At 39.0% G+C, this 20,169-nt stretch carries 18 protein-coding genes; 3 read left to right on the top strand and 15 right to left on the bottom strand.

Annotation, left to right across the window (positions count from 1 at the left end; all coding sequences use genetic code 11):
- Positions 1–2: 2 nt before the first annotated feature.
- Both ACESOD_RS07510 and ffh read left to right on the top strand, forming a co-directional pair.
- Positions 3–218 carry a 2-oxoglutarate:acceptor oxidoreductase gene (locus tag ACESOD_RS07510; protein ID WP_316107953.1) on the top strand — a complete coding sequence of 72 codons (216 nt, stop codon included), beginning with the start codon at positions 3–5 and terminating at the stop codon, positions 216–218.
- A 17-nt stretch (positions 219–235) separates the two neighbouring features.
- Positions 236–1,801, top strand: a complete 1,566-nt coding sequence (gene ffh / locus ACESOD_RS07505; RefSeq protein WP_373094747.1) for a signal recognition particle protein — start codon at positions 236–238, stop codon at positions 1,799–1,801.
- A gap of 23 nt (positions 1,802–1,824) precedes the next feature.
- On the opposite strand, the gene ACESOD_RS07500 is transcribed toward ffh, so the two are convergent.
- The 6 genes from ACESOD_RS07500 to ACESOD_RS07475 all read right to left on the bottom strand — a co-directional run bounded on the left by ACESOD_RS07500 (position 1,825) and on the right by ACESOD_RS07475 (position 6,904).
- Positions 1,825–2,715 (bottom strand): RluA family pseudouridine synthase, encoded by an 891-nt coding sequence (locus ACESOD_RS07500; RefSeq protein ID WP_373094745.1) that lies wholly within the window; start codon positions 2,713–2,715, stop codon positions 1,825–1,827.
- Positions 2,705–3,166, bottom strand: a complete 462-nt coding sequence (lspA, locus tag ACESOD_RS07495; protein ID WP_373094743.1) for a signal peptidase II — start codon at positions 3,164–3,166, stop codon at positions 2,705–2,707. Before lspA ends, ACESOD_RS07500 begins: the two co-directional genes overlap by 11 nt.
- Complete coding sequence (locus ACESOD_RS07490; protein ID WP_373094742.1) at positions 3,163–4,071, bottom strand: LysR family transcriptional regulator; 909 nt, start codon at positions 4,069–4,071, stop codon at positions 3,163–3,165. The genes lspA and ACESOD_RS07490 overlap by 4 nt, the downstream gene beginning before the upstream one ends.
- 152 nt (positions 4,072–4,223) lie before the next feature.
- A complete protein-coding gene (gene sodA, locus ACESOD_RS07485) occupies positions 4,224–4,829 on the bottom strand; it encodes a superoxide dismutase SodA (RefSeq protein WP_126419845.1) in 606 nt (201 codons plus the stop codon).
- Between the two features lie 69 nt (positions 4,830–4,898).
- Positions 4,899–5,936: a DNA polymerase III subunit delta gene (holA, locus tag ACESOD_RS07480; RefSeq protein WP_373094739.1), complete on the bottom strand. Its 1,038-nt coding sequence runs from the start codon at positions 5,934–5,936 to the stop codon at positions 4,899–4,901.
- A 32-nt stretch (positions 5,937–5,968) separates the two neighbouring features.
- Complete coding sequence (locus ACESOD_RS07475; protein WP_373094737.1) at positions 5,969–6,904, bottom strand: dihydroorotate oxidase; 936 nt, start codon at positions 6,902–6,904, stop codon at positions 5,969–5,971.
- Positions 6,905–7,133: 229 nt separating this feature from the next.
- Between ACESOD_RS07475 and gdhA the strand changes: the two genes are divergently transcribed.
- Entirely contained in the window at positions 7,134–8,480 is a 1,347-nt protein-coding gene (gdhA, locus tag ACESOD_RS07470; protein ID WP_373094735.1) for an NADP-specific glutamate dehydrogenase, read from the top strand.
- 95 nt (positions 8,481–8,575) lie between these two features.
- Here the strand turns inward: gdhA and alaS are convergent, their stop codons facing one another.
- From alaS to murB, 9 genes are all read right to left on the bottom strand, one after another.
- A complete protein-coding gene (gene alaS, locus ACESOD_RS07465; RefSeq protein WP_373094734.1) occupies positions 8,576–11,194 on the bottom strand; it encodes an alanine--tRNA ligase in 2,619 nt (872 codons plus the stop codon).
- Positions 11,195–11,210: 16 nt separating this feature from the next.
- Positions 11,211–11,696, bottom strand: a complete 486-nt coding sequence (locus ACESOD_RS07460) for an LURP-one-related/scramblase family protein (RefSeq protein ID WP_373094732.1) — start codon at positions 11,694–11,696, stop codon at positions 11,211–11,213.
- 334 nt (positions 11,697–12,030) lie between these two features.
- Complete coding sequence (locus ACESOD_RS07455) at positions 12,031–14,430, bottom strand: AAA family ATPase (protein ID WP_373094730.1); 2,400 nt, start codon at positions 14,428–14,430, stop codon at positions 12,031–12,033.
- A gap of 407 nt (positions 14,431–14,837) precedes the next feature.
- Complete coding sequence (locus tag ACESOD_RS07450; protein ID WP_060955564.1) at positions 14,838–15,089, bottom strand: hypothetical protein; 252 nt, start codon at positions 15,087–15,089, stop codon at positions 14,838–14,840.
- A 142-nt stretch (positions 15,090–15,231) separates the two neighbouring features.
- Positions 15,232–16,302: an ABC transporter substrate-binding protein gene (locus ACESOD_RS07445; protein WP_373094728.1), complete on the bottom strand. Its 1,071-nt coding sequence runs from the start codon at positions 16,300–16,302 to the stop codon at positions 15,232–15,234.
- Complete coding sequence (locus ACESOD_RS07440; RefSeq protein WP_045763347.1) at positions 16,299–17,072, bottom strand: ABC transporter permease; 774 nt, start codon at positions 17,070–17,072, stop codon at positions 16,299–16,301. The genes ACESOD_RS07445 and ACESOD_RS07440 overlap by 4 nt, the downstream gene beginning before the upstream one ends.
- Positions 17,069–17,875, bottom strand: coding sequence for an ABC transporter permease (locus ACESOD_RS07435; RefSeq protein WP_049530886.1), 807 nt, complete (start codon positions 17,873–17,875; stop codon positions 17,069–17,071). Before ACESOD_RS07435 ends, ACESOD_RS07440 begins: the two co-directional genes overlap by 4 nt.
- Positions 17,856–19,013 (bottom strand): ABC transporter ATP-binding protein, encoded by a 1,158-nt coding sequence (locus tag ACESOD_RS07430; RefSeq protein WP_049530887.1) that lies wholly within the window; start codon positions 19,011–19,013, stop codon positions 17,856–17,858. Before ACESOD_RS07430 ends, ACESOD_RS07435 begins: the two co-directional genes overlap by 20 nt.
- A 134-nt stretch (positions 19,014–19,147) precedes the next feature.
- Entirely contained in the window at positions 19,148–20,053 is a 906-nt protein-coding gene (murB, locus tag ACESOD_RS07425; protein ID WP_373094725.1) for a UDP-N-acetylmuramate dehydrogenase, read from the bottom strand.
- Positions 20,054–20,169: the final 116 nt, after the last annotated feature.

Here is a 20,169-nt window from a genome sequence, read left to right as displayed (position 1 = left end):
TCATGGAAAATCTTGTCGTCTATAAAGGGATACCCTGTAAATTATTAGCTGCAGAGGAACCATTTCCTAGTCGACTACAGATTATCTCGCCCAATGATATCAACAAAGCTATGCAAATAGGTTTTAGCTGTTGGGGATATCCAAATGAAATCATGAAAGAAGTCATACCCGAAGAACTAGAGTGTTTGCAACATTTCGGACGATTTCCACTGAATTGAAAAAATAGGAGAAAATAATGGCATTTGAAAATTTAACAGAACGTTTACAGAACGTCTTTAAAAACCTACGTAAAAAAGGAAAAATCACAGAGAGTGATATCCAAGAAGCAACCAAGGAAATTCGTCTGGCTCTTTTAGAGGCTGACGTTGCTCTACCAGTTGTCAAGGATTTTATCAAGAAGGTTCGCGAACGTGCCATTGGGCATGAAGTCATTGATACCCTCAATCCAGCCCAACAAATCATCAAGATTGTTAATGAAGAATTAACAGAAATTCTTGGTTCAGACACAGCTGAGATTATCAAGTCACCAAAAATCCCAACCATTATCATGATGGTTGGTTTGCAGGGTGCTGGTAAAACAACTTTTGCAGGTAAACTTGCTAATAAACTCAAAAAGGAAGAGGATGCTCGTCCTTTGATGATTGCAGCCGATATCTATCGTCCTGCTGCTATTGACCAGTTGAAAACACTGGGGCAACAGATTGATGTTCCCGTATTTGCTCTTGGTACTGAAGTTCCTGCAGTTGAGATTGTTCGCCAAGGTTTGGAGCAAGCAAAAGCCAACCATAACGACTATGTTTTGATTGATACGGCAGGTCGTTTGCAAATTGACGAACTTCTCATGAATGAGCTTCGTGACGTTAAAGCACTTGCTCAACCAAATGAGATTCTCTTGGTCATCGATGCCATGATCGGTCAGGAAGCTGCAAACGTTGCGCGTGAATTTAACGCTCAATTAGAAGTTACTGGGGTCATCCTTACCAAGATTGACGGGGACACTCGTGGTGGTGCTGCCCTCTCTGTTCGTCACATCACAGGAAAACCAATCAAGTTCACTGGTACTGGTGAAAAGATTACCGACATTGAAACCTTCCACCCTGATCGTATGGCTAGCCGTATTCTCGGTATGGGGGATATGCTGACTCTGATTGAGAAAGCTTCCCAAGAATACGATGAGCAAAAAGCCCTTGAAATGGCTGAAAAGATGCGAGAAAATACCTTTGATTTCAACGATTTCATCGATCAGTTGGATCAGGTGCAAAATATGGGCCCAATGGAAGATTTGCTCAAGATGATTCCAGGTATGGCCAACAATCCTGCCCTTCAAAATATGAAGGTGGATGAAAAACAAATTGCTCGCAAACGTGCCATCGTTTCTTCCATGACTCCTGAAGAACGTGAAAATCCAGACTTGCTTACTCCAAGTCGCCGTCGCCGTATCGCTACTGGTTCTGGGAATACCTTTATCGAAGTCAACAAGTTCATCAAGGACTTCAATCAAGCTAAACAGCTTATGCAAGGTGTCATGTCTGGTGACATGAACAAGATGATGAAGCAGATGGGCATCAACCCTAACAACCTTCCTAAGAATATGCCTGGTGGTATGGATATGTCTGCACTTGAAGGTATGATGGGACAAGGTGGAATGCCTGACTTGTCAGCTCTTGGAGGAGCAGGAATGCCAGATATGAGCCAGATGTTCGGTGGAGGTCTCAAAGGTAAAATCGGTGAATTTGCTATGAAACAATCCATGAAACGCATGGCCAATAAAATGAAAAAAGCTAAGAAAAAACGCAAATAAAAGGGACTCGCTTGAGTCCTTTTTTAGTTATTTCGAAGTTTTTCCAAAGTCTCTTTAAAGATAGCTGGGATTTCGGAAGTAAATTCCATGGTTTTCCCTGTTCTTGGATGGGTAAATCCAAGTGTCTTGGCATGGAGAAATTGTCCATGCCCCTTCAGAGTTTTACGAGGACCATAAACCTCATCGCCAGCGACAGGATGACCGATGTAAGCCATGTGAACACGGATTTGGTGAGTTCTTCCAGTTTCCAGTTGCAATTCCAGCAAGGTATAATCACCAAAGCGCTCCAAGACTTGGAAACGTGTCACTGCTGGTTTACCTTTGGCAGTCACAGCTTGTTTCTTACGATCTTTTTCGCTACGACCAATCGGCGCCTCAATGACTCCACGGTCGTTTGGAAGATTACCATGAACAATAGCCCAATATTTACGAAGAGACTTCTTGTCCTTCAATTCTTGAGCCAGTGCTAAATGGGCATCATCGTTTTTAGCAATCATCAAGAGACCTGAAGTATCCTTATCAATACGATGGACAATCCCTGGACGCAATACACCATTGATGCCCGATAGGTCCTTGATGTGGTACATAAGGGCGTTAACCAAGGTACCACTGGTATGTCCAGCACTTGGATGAACAACCATCCCTTGAGGTTTATTGACTACTGCTACATCCTCATCTTGATAAATGATTTCTAGAGGAATATCTTCAGCTACATACTCCAAAACCTCTGGTTCTGGCACCTGATAAGTAACGACATCGCCCTCTTGGACCGTATACTTGGCTTTTTTGACCTGACCATTTACCAAGACTTGACCTGATTTGATTTGTTCATTGGCGAGACTTCGCGACAGTTCTGTTAAATCTGACAAAGCCTTATCTAAGCGTAGTCCACCTGTTTCAATTTTAATTTCCATTCATTTCCTCTTTTAGCATCGCAAGCAATAATACAATCACTCCGACCGTCAGATAGCTATCAGCCACATTGAATATGGCAAAATTAACAAAATCTAAGTGAAACATATCCACGACAAATCCTTGACTGATACGATCGATAAAGTTTCCTAGACCACCTGCAATAATCAAAACCAGTCCAAAGACAGTCCAGAAAGAATCCTCTATATGCTTATGCAAATACCAGATAGCTCCTACCATGACCACTAAGGTAATCACTGCAAAAAACCACTGTTGATCTTGAAGCATAGAAAAGGCTGCCCCCCTATTTTGCAGATAGGTTAAACTAACTAGATTTGGGATCCATGACTTGATTTCACCAAGAGCAATATTTTGAACGACGTACGCCTTTACAAATTGATCTAAGACAATCAAGGCTGCTATAATCCCTGCAATTATTCCTCTTTTTTTCATGCTTTCCTCTTCTGATCAAAATACTCTTGCATAACCTCTACAAATAAAGTCCCTGCTTGGCTCAAGTCTACTTCCTCACGTTTTACATAAACCATGCGATTATTGAGATTATCATTTAATGGAATAACGGTAATCCCGTTCACACTATCGCTATCTAAGAATCCAGATCCAGTCGCATAAGCATTTGTTCTTTCAAGAATCCCATTTAAGGTAGCACGGTCAGTTACATTAAACATTTGAGAGCTAGCACTTGTATCCACAAAGTTCTCTGAGTAATAAAGATACTCATCCTTTTCCTGTGTGAATCGAACTGTTGGTAAATCAGCCAAATCCTCCATGACCAACTCTCTTTTCTTGGCTAAAGGATGCCCTTCACGCAGATAGATATGCGTCTGGAAAGGAATCAACTCAATCACTTCAAGTCCTAACTTTTCAACCCGTTGCATAATTCCCTTTTGGTTTTGATTGTTGAGGTAGATAATTCCAATCTCACTATGTCCTTGGGCTACTTCATCCAAAATCTGAACAGTTGTAGATTCAAAGATACGAAAATTCTTATAGTCAGGATATTGTTGCGAAAAAGCTGTAATGGTTGGTGGCAAGAAATCATAGTGCTGGCTGGCTATTGAAAACTCATCTTTATCCTCTTCAGGATTGGCATACTGATTTTGGAAAACATCAAATCCTTTAACCAACTCTTGTGCCTTTTCATAAAATTCCATCCCACGACGTGTAAGAAAAGTTCCTGAACTGGTTCTGCGGAAAATCTTAAAGCCAAGCTCTTTTTCCAAGTCTCTTACAGAAATAGATAGACTCGGCTGGCTAACGTACATTTTCTCAGCCGCTTCACGAAAAGTACCACTATTAGCAATAGCTACAACGTAGCGTAATTGTTGAATATTCATGATTTCTCCTTCGATTTCTATCTTATCATTATACCATAAATCAAGCCTATCCAACAAAGGAAAATCATAAGACAGTTACTTCTAAAGAAAGCAACCAAAAAAACACCTTTCAAGTTAGATGAAATTCTAACCCAAAGGTGTCGTTATTAAGATTATTTAGCTGCTGCGTAAAGTTCGTCTACTTTATTCCAGTTGATAACTGAGAAGAAAGCTTTGATGTAGTCAGGACGAACGTTACGGTATTTCACGTAGTAAGCATGTTCCCAAACATCCAAGCCCAAGATTGGTTTTTTACCTTCTGAGATTGGTGTGTCTTGGTTTGCAGTTGAAGTTACTTCAAGTTTACCTTCTTGGTTAACAACCAACCATGCCCATCCAGAACCAAAACGAGTTGTTGCTGCTGCAGTGAAGGCTGCTTGGAATTCTTCGAATGAACCGAAAGTTTCATCGATTGCTGCTGCAAGTTCTGCTGAAGGAGCTGTTTTTTCAGGAGTCATCAATTCCCAGAAAAGAGCGTGGTTCAAATGTCCACCACCGTTGTTGATAAGCGCTTGACGGATATCAGCTGGGATAGATTCTACATCAGCAAGCAAAGCTTCAAGGTCTTCACCGATTTCAGGGTGTTTTTCAAGAGCTGCATTTGCATTGTTAACGTAAGTTTGGTGATGTTTGTCATGATGCAAGTGCATTGTTTCAGCATCGATGTATGGTTCTAATGCATCGTAAGCGTATGGAAGATCTGGTAAGATAATAGCCATCTGTAATACCTCTTTTTCTTTCTATATAAAGATGATAACGCAATCATCCTATTTTTTCAAGTTATTTGCTCAATTTGACTGGCTAGCAATCTGCAACAAAGCCTTCTCAAACAAGTAGCCTTTCTCATAAACTCCTGTCTTAATTTGGTAATCAGCTTGGATGAGATGACGAATAGAATTCTGGAGAAAATCAAGGGATAGTCTTCGAGAATCACGAAGGGCAAACTTGATTTGGTAGGGATTCGGATTGCGACCAAGATAGTGACCTAAACTGCTGACCATCTGGGACTCTGTCTGACCAGACTCTTGCAAAATTTTCACTTGTGTATAGAGTCTGAACTGCCCCAACATAATGGCAATCAGTTTAATCTCATCTTCTCCCTGCAAAGTCAAATCTTTCACTAAATCACGTGCCTGATCAATCTTCTTAGTCAATATTAACTGAGTTAAATCAAAGATATTATCCTGCAAAGTCTTTGGTATGGCTTCAACAATGTCTTCTTCGGTAATCCGGTCATCATCCTTATAAGACTGTAAGAAGAGTAGATTTTTCTGAATTTCACTGAATTGAAAACCTGATTTGATAAGTAACTGTTCAAAGGATTTCCCGTCAAAGGTCAGTCCTTGTTCTTGAGACCACTTTTGAAAATAGGATCGCATCTCTTGCTCTTTTGGTTCAAGGGCTTCAAAAATCTTGGCATCTCTCTTTAGAATTTTAACTAGACGTCGCTTGCTATCTAGTTTACCTTCAGCAAAAATAACTAATTTACTCGTCGGAGAAGGGTTTTCCAAATATTCTTCAAAAGTCTTAAGCTCATCATCAGATAGATAGCGTTTTTTAGCAGTTGTAATATCCACAAAGTGATCTAGGATTACAATTTTTTCATCCGCAAAGAAAGGAAGACTGACCAGCTCTAGTTCCAAGCTTTTGTAGTCTACTTCTTTCATATCAAAATAAGCAAAGTTCAAATCAGCAGAATCGTAGCTGATTTGCTTTAGCACCTGAGTTTTCATGACTTCATACTGTCCTTGATCAGCACCTGTAAACAAGGTCAAACTAGGTAAGTTTGATAAAGATAGCTTTTGGATTTCTTCTATTGCTAGCATCATTTCTCCTTTCTTTTTAGTTTCGCTTTTATTTAATCAATATAATTCAATTTACCACGGAAATCTTCAAGGCTTTCATAACCTTTTTCCGTCATAATTTCTTTAAGTTCGTTTGTAATGCGATCAAAAGCACCTACACCTTCTTTGTGCAGGGTAGTTCCTACCTGCACCATGCTGGCACCACATAGGATATGTTCAAAGGCATCACGTCCTGTTAATACTCCACCTGTTCCGATGATTTGAATTTCTGGATTCAAGCGTTGATAAAAAGCATGGACATTAGCAAGGGCTGTTGGTTTGATGTATTCTCCACCAATCCCACCAAAGCCATTCTTAGGACGAATCACGACTGACTCATCTTCTATATAAAGACCATTTCCAATAGAGTTGACACAATTGACAAACTTGAGCGGATATTTGTTAAAGATCGCTGCAACCTGGTCAAAATGAACAATATCAAAATAAGGTGGAAGCTTAATTCCTAATGGTTTTGTAAAATATTCAAAGACTTCTGACAAGATACGGTCTGTAGTTTCAAAGTCATAGGCAATCTGAGGTTTACCAGGAACATTTGGACATGAGAGATTGAGTTCAGTTAGACCTCGAAAATCACTCTCTTGAACCTTTTTCAAAATGGTATGAGTTTCCTCTGGAGACATGCCAACTAGAGATAGGAAGAAAGTACGGTTTGGCTCTTTTTCCTGCAAGTCCAAAAGATAGTCCAGATAGTAGTCTAAACCATTATTTGGTAGCCCCATAGAGTTGATAGAACCGAGTGGAACATCTTGATAACGTGGTTCCGGATTTCCCTGACGAAATTCCAAGGTTGCTGTTTTAGTGACAAAGGTTCCTGCTGCTGAGTTTTTGACACCTTCCAACTCCTCAACTGTCATACAAGCAACTCCTGCTGCATTCATCAAGCAATTGTCAAACTCAAAACCAGCAATCTGTGTTTTAGTTGATACCATGATTCTGTTCCTCCAGATTCCTTTTTATGTCTATTATTATACCATACTTTGACTTTTGCTTTTCAATAAAACCATTTCCATAGAAAAGGTTCGTTTTTTAGCATGTTTTGAATCAGTCATTTTAAATTGAAAGAATTTTTAGAAAATTTATGTTTTTTTCTTTACACTGAAAAAATTTTCTGCTATAATGTCTCATGTAATAAAATATGACAACAAAAAGGAGAACGATATGACATCTGCTAAAGAATATATCCAAAGCGTGTTTGAAACTGTAAAAGCTCGTAACGGGCACGAGGCTGAATTTCTCCAGGCGGTTGAAGAATTCTTCAGCACTTTGGAGCCTGTCTTTGAAAAACACCCTGAGTATATTGAAGAAAATATCTTGGCACGTATCACAGAACCTGAGCGCGTGATTTCTTTCCGTGTTCCTTGGGTTGACCGTGATGGAAAAGTTCAAGTTAACCGTGGTTACCGTGTTCAATTCAACTCAGCTGTTGGACCATATAAAGGCGGACTTCGTTTCCACCCAACTGTAAACCAAGGGATCTTGAAATTCCTCGGATTCGAACAAATCTTTAAAAACGTTTTGACTGGACTTCCAATCGGTGGTGGTAAAGGTGGATCAGACTTCGATCCTAAAGGCAAAACTGATGCTGAAGTGATGCGCTTCTGCCAAAGCTTCATGACTGAATTGCAAAAATACATCGGACCATCTCTTGACGTACCTGCTGGTGATATCGGTGTTGGTGGACGTGAGATTGGTTACCTTTACGGACAATACAAACGCCTCAACCAATTTGATGCTGGTGTCTTGACTGGTAAACCTCTTGGATTTGGTGGTAGCTTGATTCGTCCAGAAGCAACTGGTTACGGTTTGGTTTACTACACTGAAGAAATGCTTAAAGCTAACAACAATAGCTTTGCTGGTAAGAAAGTTGTGATTTCAGGTTCTGGTAACGTAGCTCAATACGCTCTTCAAAAAGCAACTGAACTTGGTGCAACTGTTATCTCTGTATCTGACTCAAATGGTTATGTCATTGATGAAAATGGTATCGACTTTGACCTTCTTACAGATGTTAAGGAAAAACGTCGTGCTCGTTTGACTGAGTACGCTGCAGAAAAACCAACTGCTACTTACTACGAAGGTTCTGTATGGACTTACACTGGAAACTACGATATCGCTCTTCCATGTGCGACTCAAAACGAGATCAACGGTGAAGCTGCGAAACGCTTGGTTGCTCAAGGAGTTATCTGTGTATCTGAAGGTGCTAACATGCCTAGCGACCTTGAAGCTATCAAAGTCTACAAGGAAAATGGAATCCTTTACGGACCTGCCAAAGCTGCCAATGCTGGTGGGGTAGCTGTATCAGCTCTTGAAATGAGCCAAAACAGCCTTCGCCTTTCATGGACACGTGAAGAAGTTGACGGTCGTTTGAAAGATATCATGACTAACATCTTCAACACTGCTAAAACAACTGCAGAAACTTACGGTCTTGGTACTGACTACCTTGCAGGTGCAAACATTGCAGCCTTTGAAAATGTAGCAAACGCTATGATTGCCCAAGGGATTGTTTAATTCCTAGTAACTATATAACTCCTCACATCTCGTGTGAGGAGTTTTTTCTTATACATAAAAAAAAGACCTACCCTACTGGATAGATCTTTAATTTCTTACAATTTACCTGCTACTGCATCCAACAATTCTTGGATTTTCGCTTGGTTGCTTCCTCCTGCCATGGCCATATCTGGTTTACCACCACCACGTCCATCGACGATTGGAGCTAATTCTTTAATCACATTACCTGCATGTACCTCTTTTGTCTTGCTAGCTACAAGGACATTGACCTTGTCACCGATAGCTGCGACAAGAACAAGGACATCAGAGTAATCTTTTTGTTTCCAGTTATCCGCAAAGGTACGAAGGGCACCTGCATCTGATACTGAAACTTGGCTGGCAATGTAACGGTGGCCGTTTGCTTCTTGAACATTCTTGAAGACATCACCTGCTGCCGCTGCTGCTGCTTTTTCCTTCAATTCTGCATTTTCTTTTTGCAATTGACGGAGTTGTTCTTGAAGACCTTCCACCTTGTGAGGTACTTCCTTGAGTTGAGGAGCTTTCAAGGTTGCTGCGACTGCTTTCAGAGCGTCTTCTTGTTCACGATAAGCTTCAAAGGCTTCCTTACCAGTCACTGCCAAGATACGACGAGTTCCTGATCCGATACCTTCTTCTTTGACAATCTTGAAGAGACCGATTTCAGAAGTATTGCCAACGTGGGTACCACCACACAGTTCAACTGAGTAGTCTCCGATAGTGACAACACGGACTTCTTTACCGTATTTCTCACCAAAGAGGGCCATAGCTCCCATTTCTTTAGCGGTGTCAATGTCTGTCTCAACTGTTTCCACTGCAATGGCTTCCCAAATCTTCTCATTGACTTGTTGCTCAATAGCACGCAATTCTTCAGGAGTGACAGCTTGGAAGTGAGTGAAGTCAAAGCGAAGGAATTCTACTTCATTAAGTGAACCTGCTTGAGTTGCATGGTGGCCAAGGATATTGTGAAGGGCTGCATGGAGCAAGTGAGTTGCTGTGTGGTTCTTCATGACACGGTGACGACGATTACTATCGATGACCAAAGTGTATTCTTGGTTTAAAGCAAGAGGAGCAAGAACTTCAACGGTGTGCAATGCTTGTCCGTTTGGTGCTTTTTGAACGTCTGTTACAGTCGCTACAACATTTCCTGCAGCATCCAAGATTTGACCGTGGTCCGCAACTTGTCCACCCATTTCAGCGTAGAATGGTGTTTCTGCAAAGATAAGTGAAGCAGTTCCTTCTGATACACTTTCTACTTCAGCATTGTTCGCTACGATAGCCACTAACTTAGAAGACAATTGGCTAGCATTGTAGTTGAAGACACTCTCAACAGTAATGTTTTGAAGGGTTTCGTTCTGCATACCCATAGATCCGCCTTTGACAGCAGACGCACGCGCACGTTCTTGTTGTTCCTTCATGGCTGCTTCAAATCCTTCACGGTCTACAGTCATTCCTGCTTCTTCAGCGATCTCTTCTGTCAACTCTACTGGGAATCCGTATGTATCATAGAGTTTAAAGACATCTTGACCAGCAATGACAGATTGTCCTTTTTCTTTCAAGTCTGCTACGATACCCTGGGCAAAGTGTTGACCTGAGTGAAGAGTACGAGCAAATGACTCTTCTTCACTCTTAACGATTTTCTCAATAAAGTCACGTTTTTCAAGAACTTCTGGGTAGTAGCTTTCCATGATTTTTCCAACAGTTGGAACGAGTTTGTAAAGGAAAGGCTCATTGATACCCAATTTTTGACCATGCATAGAGGCACGGCGGAGAAGACGACGGAGGACATAACCACGACCTTCATTTCCAGGAAGGGCACCATCACCGATGGCAAATGAAAGAGAACGGATATGGTCTGCAATAACCTTGAAGCTCATGTTGTCGCCATCTTGATCGTAAACCTTACCAGATAATTTCTCAACTTCACGGATGATCGGCATGAAGAGGTCTGTTTCAAAGTTTGTCTTAGCCCCTTGAATAACTGCCACCAAACGCTCCAAACCAGCGCCCGTATCAATGTTTTTGTGTGGCAATTCCTTGTACTCGCTACGAGGAACAGCAGGGTCTGCGTTAAATTGTGACAAAACGATGTTCCAGATTTCGATATAACGATCATTTTCGATATCTTCTGCAAGAAGACGAAGACCGATGTTTTCTGGGTCAAAGGCTTCTCCACGGTCAAAGAAGATTTCTGTATCAGGTCCAGAAGGTCCCGCACCGATTTCCCAGAAGTTGTCTTCGATTGGGATCAAATGACTTGGATCTACTCCCACTTCAATCCAGCGGTTGTATGAATCCTTGTCATCTGGATAATAAGTCATGTAAAGTTTGTCTTTCGGGAAGTCAAACCACTCAGGACTTGTCAAAAGCTCATATGCCCATGTAATTGCTTCGTCACGGAAGTAATCCCCGATTGAGAAGTTCCCCAACATTTCAAACATGGTATGGTGACGAGCAGTCTTCCCTACGTTTTCGATATCATTGGTACGGATAGCCTTTTGAGCATTGGTAATACGTGGATTTTCAGGAATGATGGTTCCATCAAAGTATTTTTTAAGAGTGGCAACCCCTGAGTTGATCCACAAAAGTGTTGGGTCGTTTACTGGAACCAAGCTAACAGATGGTTCTACTGAGTGGCCTTTTGTAGCCCAGAAATCAAGCCACATTTGGCGGACTTGTGCACTAGATAATTGTTTCATATGTATCTCCTTTTTACTAATTTGATTGGCTTTCTAGCATTTCCACATAGTCGATAGCGACACAGAGGGAAATGACTAGGTCTGCATAAGATTCGTCGTAGACTGTTACGGTATAGGTAGAGGTTAAATGGAAAAGTTCCTTGGCAATCTCCGCAATTACTTGGTCACGATCGTCTAGCAATTTAAAATTCAAATCCCAGACATTTCCTTCGATGCGAAGGCCGAGATTGTCAAACTCATACTTATCCTTCCAGAAAGTCAACTTCTTTCGGATATAAAAATGATCTCCATTACTGAGTTGAATCTCAAAACGAGGTAGGAAAGTTAAGACTTCCTTACTAATCTCACTGACCTGTTCACCAGCAACATCATAGATGGTAAAGGTTTTAGGAATCTTAAAAAAAGAACCTTCAACCTGATAGGCAACATTGCCCAACTCATCCTTGATGTCAAAGCGTTCACCACCTAGGCGAAATTTTTGTTTGACAAGAAATGTTCTCATAAACACCTCCAAAAATAAAAGACAAATCCATATCACGAAGGGCGAAAAACCGCGGTACCACCTTCATTCAATGAACTTGTCATTCTTTGATTCTTATGCAATTGTTAGATTGAGTAGCATGATTTTCTATCTTAGATGGCTCGCAGCACCGCCAATTCTCTGAACTAAGATGGAGAGAAAATCAATTCTCAACTTTCTTATTATATCGTTTTTTTAAGCCTGCGTCAACTGGAAATAATCCTCATTTAAATAACCAACTCCCTAAACGGGAGCATGACACTCAGCAGAATAGAAATAAGGACAATCTCTTTAATGAAATGTCCTTATTTTATTTTTATCTATCTTCCAGAAAATCTGGGAGAGTTAAATTACTATTATTAAGAAATGATTTAAATTGTTCTGGATCATTTCGATGTAAGACACCTAATATTATTCTAGCATCATGCTTAAATTCGCTTGTATTAATAGGATTGCGAGTTCTATCAAACCTATCTTCTCCATGAGAGTACTCATTATTTATGCGTTGTATAAATGGAGCATTCTCATCTCCGAAATAATTAATAATTTTATCGTCATTCTTTGTTTTATAATCAGGATATTTAAAGTACAAGAGAGTTTCAATAAATTTTCTACCATTGTTTGGAAAATTATAAAAAACAGAAAAATTATTTTCGTCTTCATCTTCCGTCGCCACTCTATATATCTGTTCAAACAGAAATACAAATTCTGTGACTTTATTTGATAAATGCTTGGGCAATTTTTTTATATAACTTTTCGACGGGACATTTTCAGCTTCTTTTATCTTTTCTATTAAGTAATAATCTTTTTTATTTTTATTAGAAAATCTATTTGTATATTTCAAGAAATCTAGATTATGAGTGGACAAGAAGTACTGTAAAAATTCTTTCTTTTCTAGAAGACAAAAAATTAGGTTGTAAATATAAAAAATGTTATTTTCATCCAGACTAGAGACAGGGTCATCAATAAATAAGATTGTTTTTGACTTTTCTTCTGTCGACAAACTTTCTAATCTTGTAATGTAATAAGCAAAGGCTATTAATGATTTTTCACCCTCACTTAAATTATATGCTCTCTCTTCATTACGAGAAACTTCAAAATATATACCTTCCTCATCATCGACTGATTTTAGGGACATCTCTGAATGTGCTAAAGAATTTTGAAGTATCATATTTATACGTTTTGCTGCTTCAGATTCTGACTTTAAACTACCTTCAAGTTCAAGAATATCTTGCTCAAATTTTTCTTTTTCTTCGTTTAATATTTTCTGTTCCAAATTTATTTTTTCCATGTCCTCTTGGAGTTGGTCAACTTCTTGAGATAGTTTAGTGAACTCAGATACAGGGAATTCTTTTACAATATAATATCTTCGAAGAAAATCTATACTTTTAGTTTTCCTATCCTCAAATTGTTCTATCTGTTCAATAGTTTCATTATATAGTGAGTCAATCTCAACTTGAATTTTAGAAAAATCAAGCCAATTTAAATCATTAATTTCAATTTTAGAAAAAATGTCTCGTTGTTTTTCTGAAATTTTTGATTCTAGTGTTTCTAGAACTCTTTTTTTGTTATCAATATTATTTTCAATCTCTTTGTTTATATTTTGAATATCGGATAAAGAATCCTTAAAATAATCTTCCTTATTAATATTTGGAATAGAATCTAATTTTTGGATTTCTGATTTTATCCTATTATTTTGCAGTACTAATTCGTTTTCCAAAGATCTTAACTCATCAGAAAAAGCTAACTTTAGATTTTTAATGAAGTCACTATCAATTCTGTTACCACAAAATACACATTTTTCTGGATTTTCTCCATGGATATCAACACCATGCTTAATCCAATTTATTTTATCTGGACTATCTTTATATTCATCTAAAATATTACTTACTGAGACAACTCTAGATAAAAGTTTCTTCGTATTTTCTAAAAATAATGTGAAATTAAAATTTTTATCAAAACTAACTAAATCAATTTTTTGTGGTTTATTTATGTTTTTTTCGAGAATTCGTATTTTGGCTTGTTCAACATTCTTTTCTAACTCAGCTACATCCTTCTCATCATCTTGTAATGGTAGAATAGGAAAATGAGCTGAATATTTTTCAAACTCCTCCTTTATATCTCGTATATCATATTTATTACTAACTACGACCGAGGGATTCTTTAAATTCTTGATTTTTGAAGCAGTTATTTTCAGTTTTAAGTTTAACCTATTTTCACTGATTTTAGTCTTTTGTTGTTTTTTAGTTATATCCAATTCAATCTGTGACAATTTTTCATTTCTGGGTTTAAGTTTGTTTAATCGTATATCTTCAATTTTCTTCAAGGCTTCATTAGTATCACTACCTATCGAAATTTGGAAACTATTTAATTTATTATCATTGTGAAGATAAATATTATCGTCAATAAATCGCTGATTAAAAACCTTACAATCTATAGGTAACGCATGAGTCACTATTTCATTTGATTTGATAACTATCTGGTTAGATAATTTGATTTCAAACTCTATATCTCCGTACTTTTCTGGAAGTTGCTTAAGTTCAATACTTTGAAAAATTTTCGAATAAGTACTTTTTCCGGAATAGTTTCTACCGTAAAAAATATTAATACTTCCATCATTAAAATCATTACCGATGCCTGACTGACTATGCTGTTTGTAGTCTTTATAGCAACCAAAATCTTTGATATCAATTTTTTTAATTTCTAAATCTGACATAGCTTATACCTCTTTTTCATTATATCATGTAGAGATAACATAAAACAAGATGCGTACTCAAATTACTTTATAAATGAGAATCGTTCCAATCGCTCTTCGAATCGTGTCTATGAAGCAACTTATTTCAACTCCATAAAATGAGATTTTTAAGCCTAATCTATCACATGAAATACTGCAAAACTTAGTCTAAATTTGTCAGTCTAACCTATTCCGACAGGAGTTTCATTTCTGACTTGACAAAAATGAGTCACAAGCCGACTGTCACGAAACATAACTGAATTATTCTGGTAGACATTTATTACAATTTATCGGAAAACTAAATAACGAAAAAGCGAGTCAGGTGAACTGACTCGCTACTATTAACCCTAATAACTAAACTGCTAGATGTCAACTCTGCTAATCTCTGGTTACTTTTTCAGAATATATTTTTTCTTACTGCCATTTTTCTTTTTATCCCAACTTTTATTCCAAGTTTTCGAATTGCTATACATAAATACGAAAATATTTGCAAATATAAAGTAACCTATCACCAAATGTATGGAATCCGTTGTTAAATATTGCCGATCCAAGCCATCCTTTAAATGGAATAGTATAATTGTTTCGTTAACAATCAAAAAGGTTGGCCAATAACTTTTTTTGAAAAAAGTAGACATTTTCATGATTTGTTACCGCTTTCTATTGTTATAAACTTAGTATACTACTAGGCTATAAAATAAGCAAATAGGATAGTAAAAATACACAGCTATACAACTATTTAAAAAACGAACCAGATTGACTGATTCGTTTCGTGACTGCTAACTCCTACTTCCGATACATCTTAAATTGTAGGAAGAGATCACTGTAGATACCTGTCCATTTATGGTCAAACTTCTCATAAACTTCTAGGTGTTTCATAGTATCTGCATCAGGATAGAAGGACTTATCCTCTTTTGTCTCCTCAGGGAGCATTTCCTTAGCAGGATTGCTTGGTGTTGAATAGCCGACATACTCTGCATTTTTAAGAGCATTTTCGGGTTTCAACATGAAGTTGATGAAGGCATAGGCTGCATCCTGGTTCTTGACTGTCTTAGGTATCACCATATTGTCAAACCAAAGGTTGCTGGCCTCTGTCGGAACGACATAGCGAAGATTTTCATTTTTCTCTAGCATCTGGCTAGCTTCCCCTGAGAAGGTCACACCAATAGCAGCATTGTTCTGAATCATGTAACCCTTCATCTCATCGGCTACAATTGCCTTGATATTAGGAGTTAGCTCATACAGTTTATCAACCGTTTGTGATAGTTGCTCTGGATCTTTTGAGTTTAGACTATAGCCTAGTGAGTTAAGACCTAACCCAAGTACTTCACGCGCTCCATCAAAGAGCATAATAGAGTTTTTATACTCTGGCTTCCAAAGGTCGTCCCAGTGTTCAGGCGCTTCTTCCACCATAGTCTCATTATAGACAATTCCCAAGGTCCCCCAGAAGTATGGGATAGAGTACTGGTTGTTGGGATCAAAGGACTGGTTGAGAAATTCAGAACCGATATTCTCAATGCCCTCAATCTTACTATAATCCAGTGGAACCAGGAGGTCCTCATCCTTCATCTTATTAATCATGTACTCACTCGGGATAGCAATATCATAGGTTGTTCCACCCTGCTTGATTTTCGTGTACATGGCTTCGTTAGAGTCAAAGGTCTCGTACTGAACTTGGATTCCTGTTTCTTCTGTAAATTTCTCCAGAAGTTCAGGATCGATATAGTCTCCCCAGTTATAGATAACCAATTTTTGACTATCGCGACTATTGATTTTACTGTCAAGATGATAAGAAATTCCCCACAAAACAAGGATAATCGCTAGAATTCCTGCTAAAAATGAATAGAGTCGTTTCATGCTTGTTCCTCCTTCTCACGTGAAATGAAGTAATATCCAACTACCAGGATAATACTAAAGAGGAAGACCAAGGCTGAAAGAGCATTGATTTCCAGCGAAATTCCCTTACGAGCTCGAGAGTAGATCTCAACTGAGAGAGTTGAAAAACCATTCCCTGTTACAAAGAAGGTCACAGCAAAGTCATCTAATGAATAAGTGAATGCCATGAAGTATCCTGCAATGATAGACGGTGTTAGGTAAGGAAGCATAATTTCCTTAAACATCTGGAACTGGCTAGCTCCAAGGTCATAGGCCGCATGGATCATATCCCCATTCATCTCTTTCAATCGAGGCAAAACCATAAGCACTACGATTGGAATGGAGAAGGCCACATGACTAGACAGAACCGTCAGAAAACCAAGTGAAAACTTGAGTTGGGTAAAGAGAATCAAGAAGCTGGCACCAATCATAACGTCTGGTGCAACCATCAAAATGTTATTGAGTGATAGGAAGGCTTCTTGATATTTTTTGCGTGATTGGTAGATGTAAATGGCACCAAAAGTCCCAATGACAGTCGCAATCAAGGCTGATAGGAAGGCTAGTAAAAAGGTCTGAACCAAAATCAGCATGAGTCTCCCATCGCCAAACATGGTTTCAAAGTGAGACAAACTAAAGCCTGTAAAGCTATTCATATCATCCCCAGCATTGAAGGCATAACCAATCAAGTAAAAGATTGGCAGATAGAGGACGATAAAGACAAAGGCTAGGTAGAGATTTGATAATTTTTTCATCGTTCTCTCCTTTCCTTAGTCACCCACATGGTGATAAACATGGTCAGTATAAGAACAACACCGATAGTTGAACCCATACCGTAATTGTCGTTTGTCAGGAAGTTCTGCTCGATAGCAGTCCCCAAGGTGATCACTCGGTTCCCCCCAATCAAACGTGTCAGCATGAAGAGACTTAAACTCGGGATAAAGACAGATTGGACACCACTTCGCACTCCATTCATTGACAGAGGGAAGATGACATGACGGAAAGTTTCCCATTTGGTCGCACCGAGGTCATAGCTGGCATTAATGAGATTGTTATCCATATCATCCAAAACGTTGAAGATAGGCAAAATCATAAATGGAAGCTCGATATAGCTTGCGACAAAGATAAAGGAGAAATCTGTAAATAGCAACTGCTGAGAACCAATTCCGATAAACTCTAGGAATTGATTAATAGAGCCATTTTGACCAAAAATCCCGATAAAGGCATAAGCCTTAAGGAGTAGGTTGATCCAGGTTGGCAAGATGATTAGCATGAGCCAGAGTTGACGGTGTTTGAGACGAGTCAAAAAGAGGGCTGTTGGATAGCTAATCAAGAGTGTCACTAGAGTCACAAGCCCTGCATAAAGAACAGAGTTGAAACTCATTTTAAGATAGGTCAAGTTTTGTGACGCAAAATAGGATTTATAGTTTTCTAAACTGAACTGGCCTTCGATGTTGAAAAAGGATTGCCCAAAAATCAAGATCAAGGGTGCCAATACAAAGAGTGCAATCCAAAGCATGTAGGGCACTACAAAGAGTTTAGAGGTTGTTTTCTTCATCTCTTTCCTCCTCAATAGCGTTAATCAGACCTGCTTCATGCTCTTCGATTTCTACGTACTCTTCGATACGAGCATCGAACTCTTCTTCTGTTTCATTGAGACGCATGATGTGGATGTCTTCTGGTTCAAAGTCCAGACCAATTTCCTCACCAACGATGGCCTTACGAGTCGAGTGAATCATCCATTCATTGCCGAGTTCATCATAGGCGATAATCTCATAGTGAACCCCACGGAAAAGCTGAGTATCAACCTTAACTTGAAGTTTTCCTTCTTCTGGAAGGGTAATGCGTAAGTCCTCTGGACGAATGACGACTTCGACCGGTTCATTTGGCTTCATCCCACCATCGACCGCTTCAAAGCGTTTGCCGTTAAACTCGACCAAATAGTCCTCAATCATAGTTCCAGGCAGGATATTTGATTCACCGATGAAGGTTGCAACAAAGTGGTTAATGGGCTCATCATAGATATCAACTGGTGTTCCTGACTGAACAATTTCACCGTCATTCATAACGAAGATCCAGTCACTCATGGCGAGAGCTTCTTCCTGATCGTGAGTAACAAAGACAAAGGTAATACCCAAGCGCTGTTGCAGTTCACGCAGTTCATACTGCATGTCTGTTCGCAATTTCAAGTCCAAGGCTGACAAAGGTTCATCCAACAAGACCACACGAGGCTGGTTGATAATCGCACGCGCAATAGCTACACGCTGGCGTTGTCCTCCAGATAGTTTACGGATTGAACGTTTTTCGAAACCTTCCAACTGTACCATTTTGAGAACTTCTAATACACGTTGTTCGATTTCTTTTTTATCGACCTTACGCAAACGCAATGGAAAGGCAACATTTTCAAAGACATTCATATGCGGGAACAAGGCGTAAGATTGGAAGACCGTGTGAACATCGCGCTTATTGGTCGGGATGTCATTGATACGAACACCGTCTAGCAAAATATCACCTGTCGTTGCATCAAGCAAACCTGCAATGATATTTAGGATGGTTGATTTTCCTGAACCAGAAGCTCCTAGCAGTGTATAAAATTTTCCTTCTTCCAACTCAAAGTTAATATCCTTAAGCACCTTAGTGTCACTATCTTCAAAAACTTTAGAAACGTTTCTGAATTCGATAATTGGTTTTTTCAATTCCTCTAAATTCCTTTTTCTTCGTAAATTAACAGATTGGGACCTTGTTAAATGCTAGCAATAACTGTAAGGAATTAACCCAAACCATATCTAGCGATAAAATCCCAATCTTTTAATGCTATGTAAAAATAATGTTATTCGTGTTCACCCAAGATACGAACTTCTCGCTCAAGAGTAACACCTGAGTGTTCTTTAACTTTTTCAATGACAGACTCAATCAAGTCTTCATAATCTCTAGCAGTTCCATCAGCAATATTGACCATAAAGCCTGCGTGCTTTTCTGAGACTTCGACGCCACCGATACGATAACCTTTTAAGCCTGCTTCTGCAATCAATTGCCCTGCAAAATGACCTACCGGACGTTTAAAGACTGAACCACAAGAAGGATACTCTAAAGGTTGCTTGAGTTCACGAAGGTGGGTCAAACGTTCCATTTCTTGCTTGATTACTTGGTGATTACCTGGAGCTAAGGCGAACTTAGCAGATAGGACTACTGCCCCTGACGCTTGAATGGCTGAATGACGATAACCAAAGGTCAAGTCTTTAGCAGACAAGGTTTCAATCTCACCTTCCTTGGTCAAGATCTGACAAGACTGCAAAACATGAGCAATCTCACCACCATAAGCGCCAGCATTCATAAAGACAGCACCACCGACGCTTCCTGGAATACCACAAGCAAACTCAAAGCCAGTCAAACTATGACGTAGGGCAATACGAGTGGTTTCAATCAAGTTAGCTCCAGCTTCTGCCTCAATGGTATAGCCATCAACAGAGACATTATTAAGCTTGTCACACATGATTACAAAGCCACGAACTCCGCCTTCTCGGACGATAATGTTACTGGCATTTCCAAGAACCATCCAAGGAATGTTTTCCTGATTGGCAAACTTGACTACACGAGCCATCTCATAGCGATTGCGTGGAAAAACTAAATAATCTGCCTTCCCTCCAACTTTGGTATAGGTATAAGTTTTTAGCGGTTCATCGAATCGAATATCGATTCCTTCTAGTGTTTCTTTTAGTTTATCTAATACGGTCATTTTTCTAATCCTTTTATAAAATTCATTCCATTATACCATTTTTAGCTCTATTTTTCGATGATTTGGTTAGCTTTTTCAAAAGCTCAAACTAAAAAGAGGATGAACCTCTTTTTTGT

Source organism: Streptococcus oralis (assembly GCF_964238205.1).
GTDB lineage: Bacteria > Bacillota > Bacilli > Lactobacillales > Streptococcaceae > Streptococcus > Streptococcus oralis_CZ.
The sequence above is the reverse complement of the archived record's forward strand: the minus strand, read 5'-3'. Positions and strand labels throughout refer to the sequence as shown.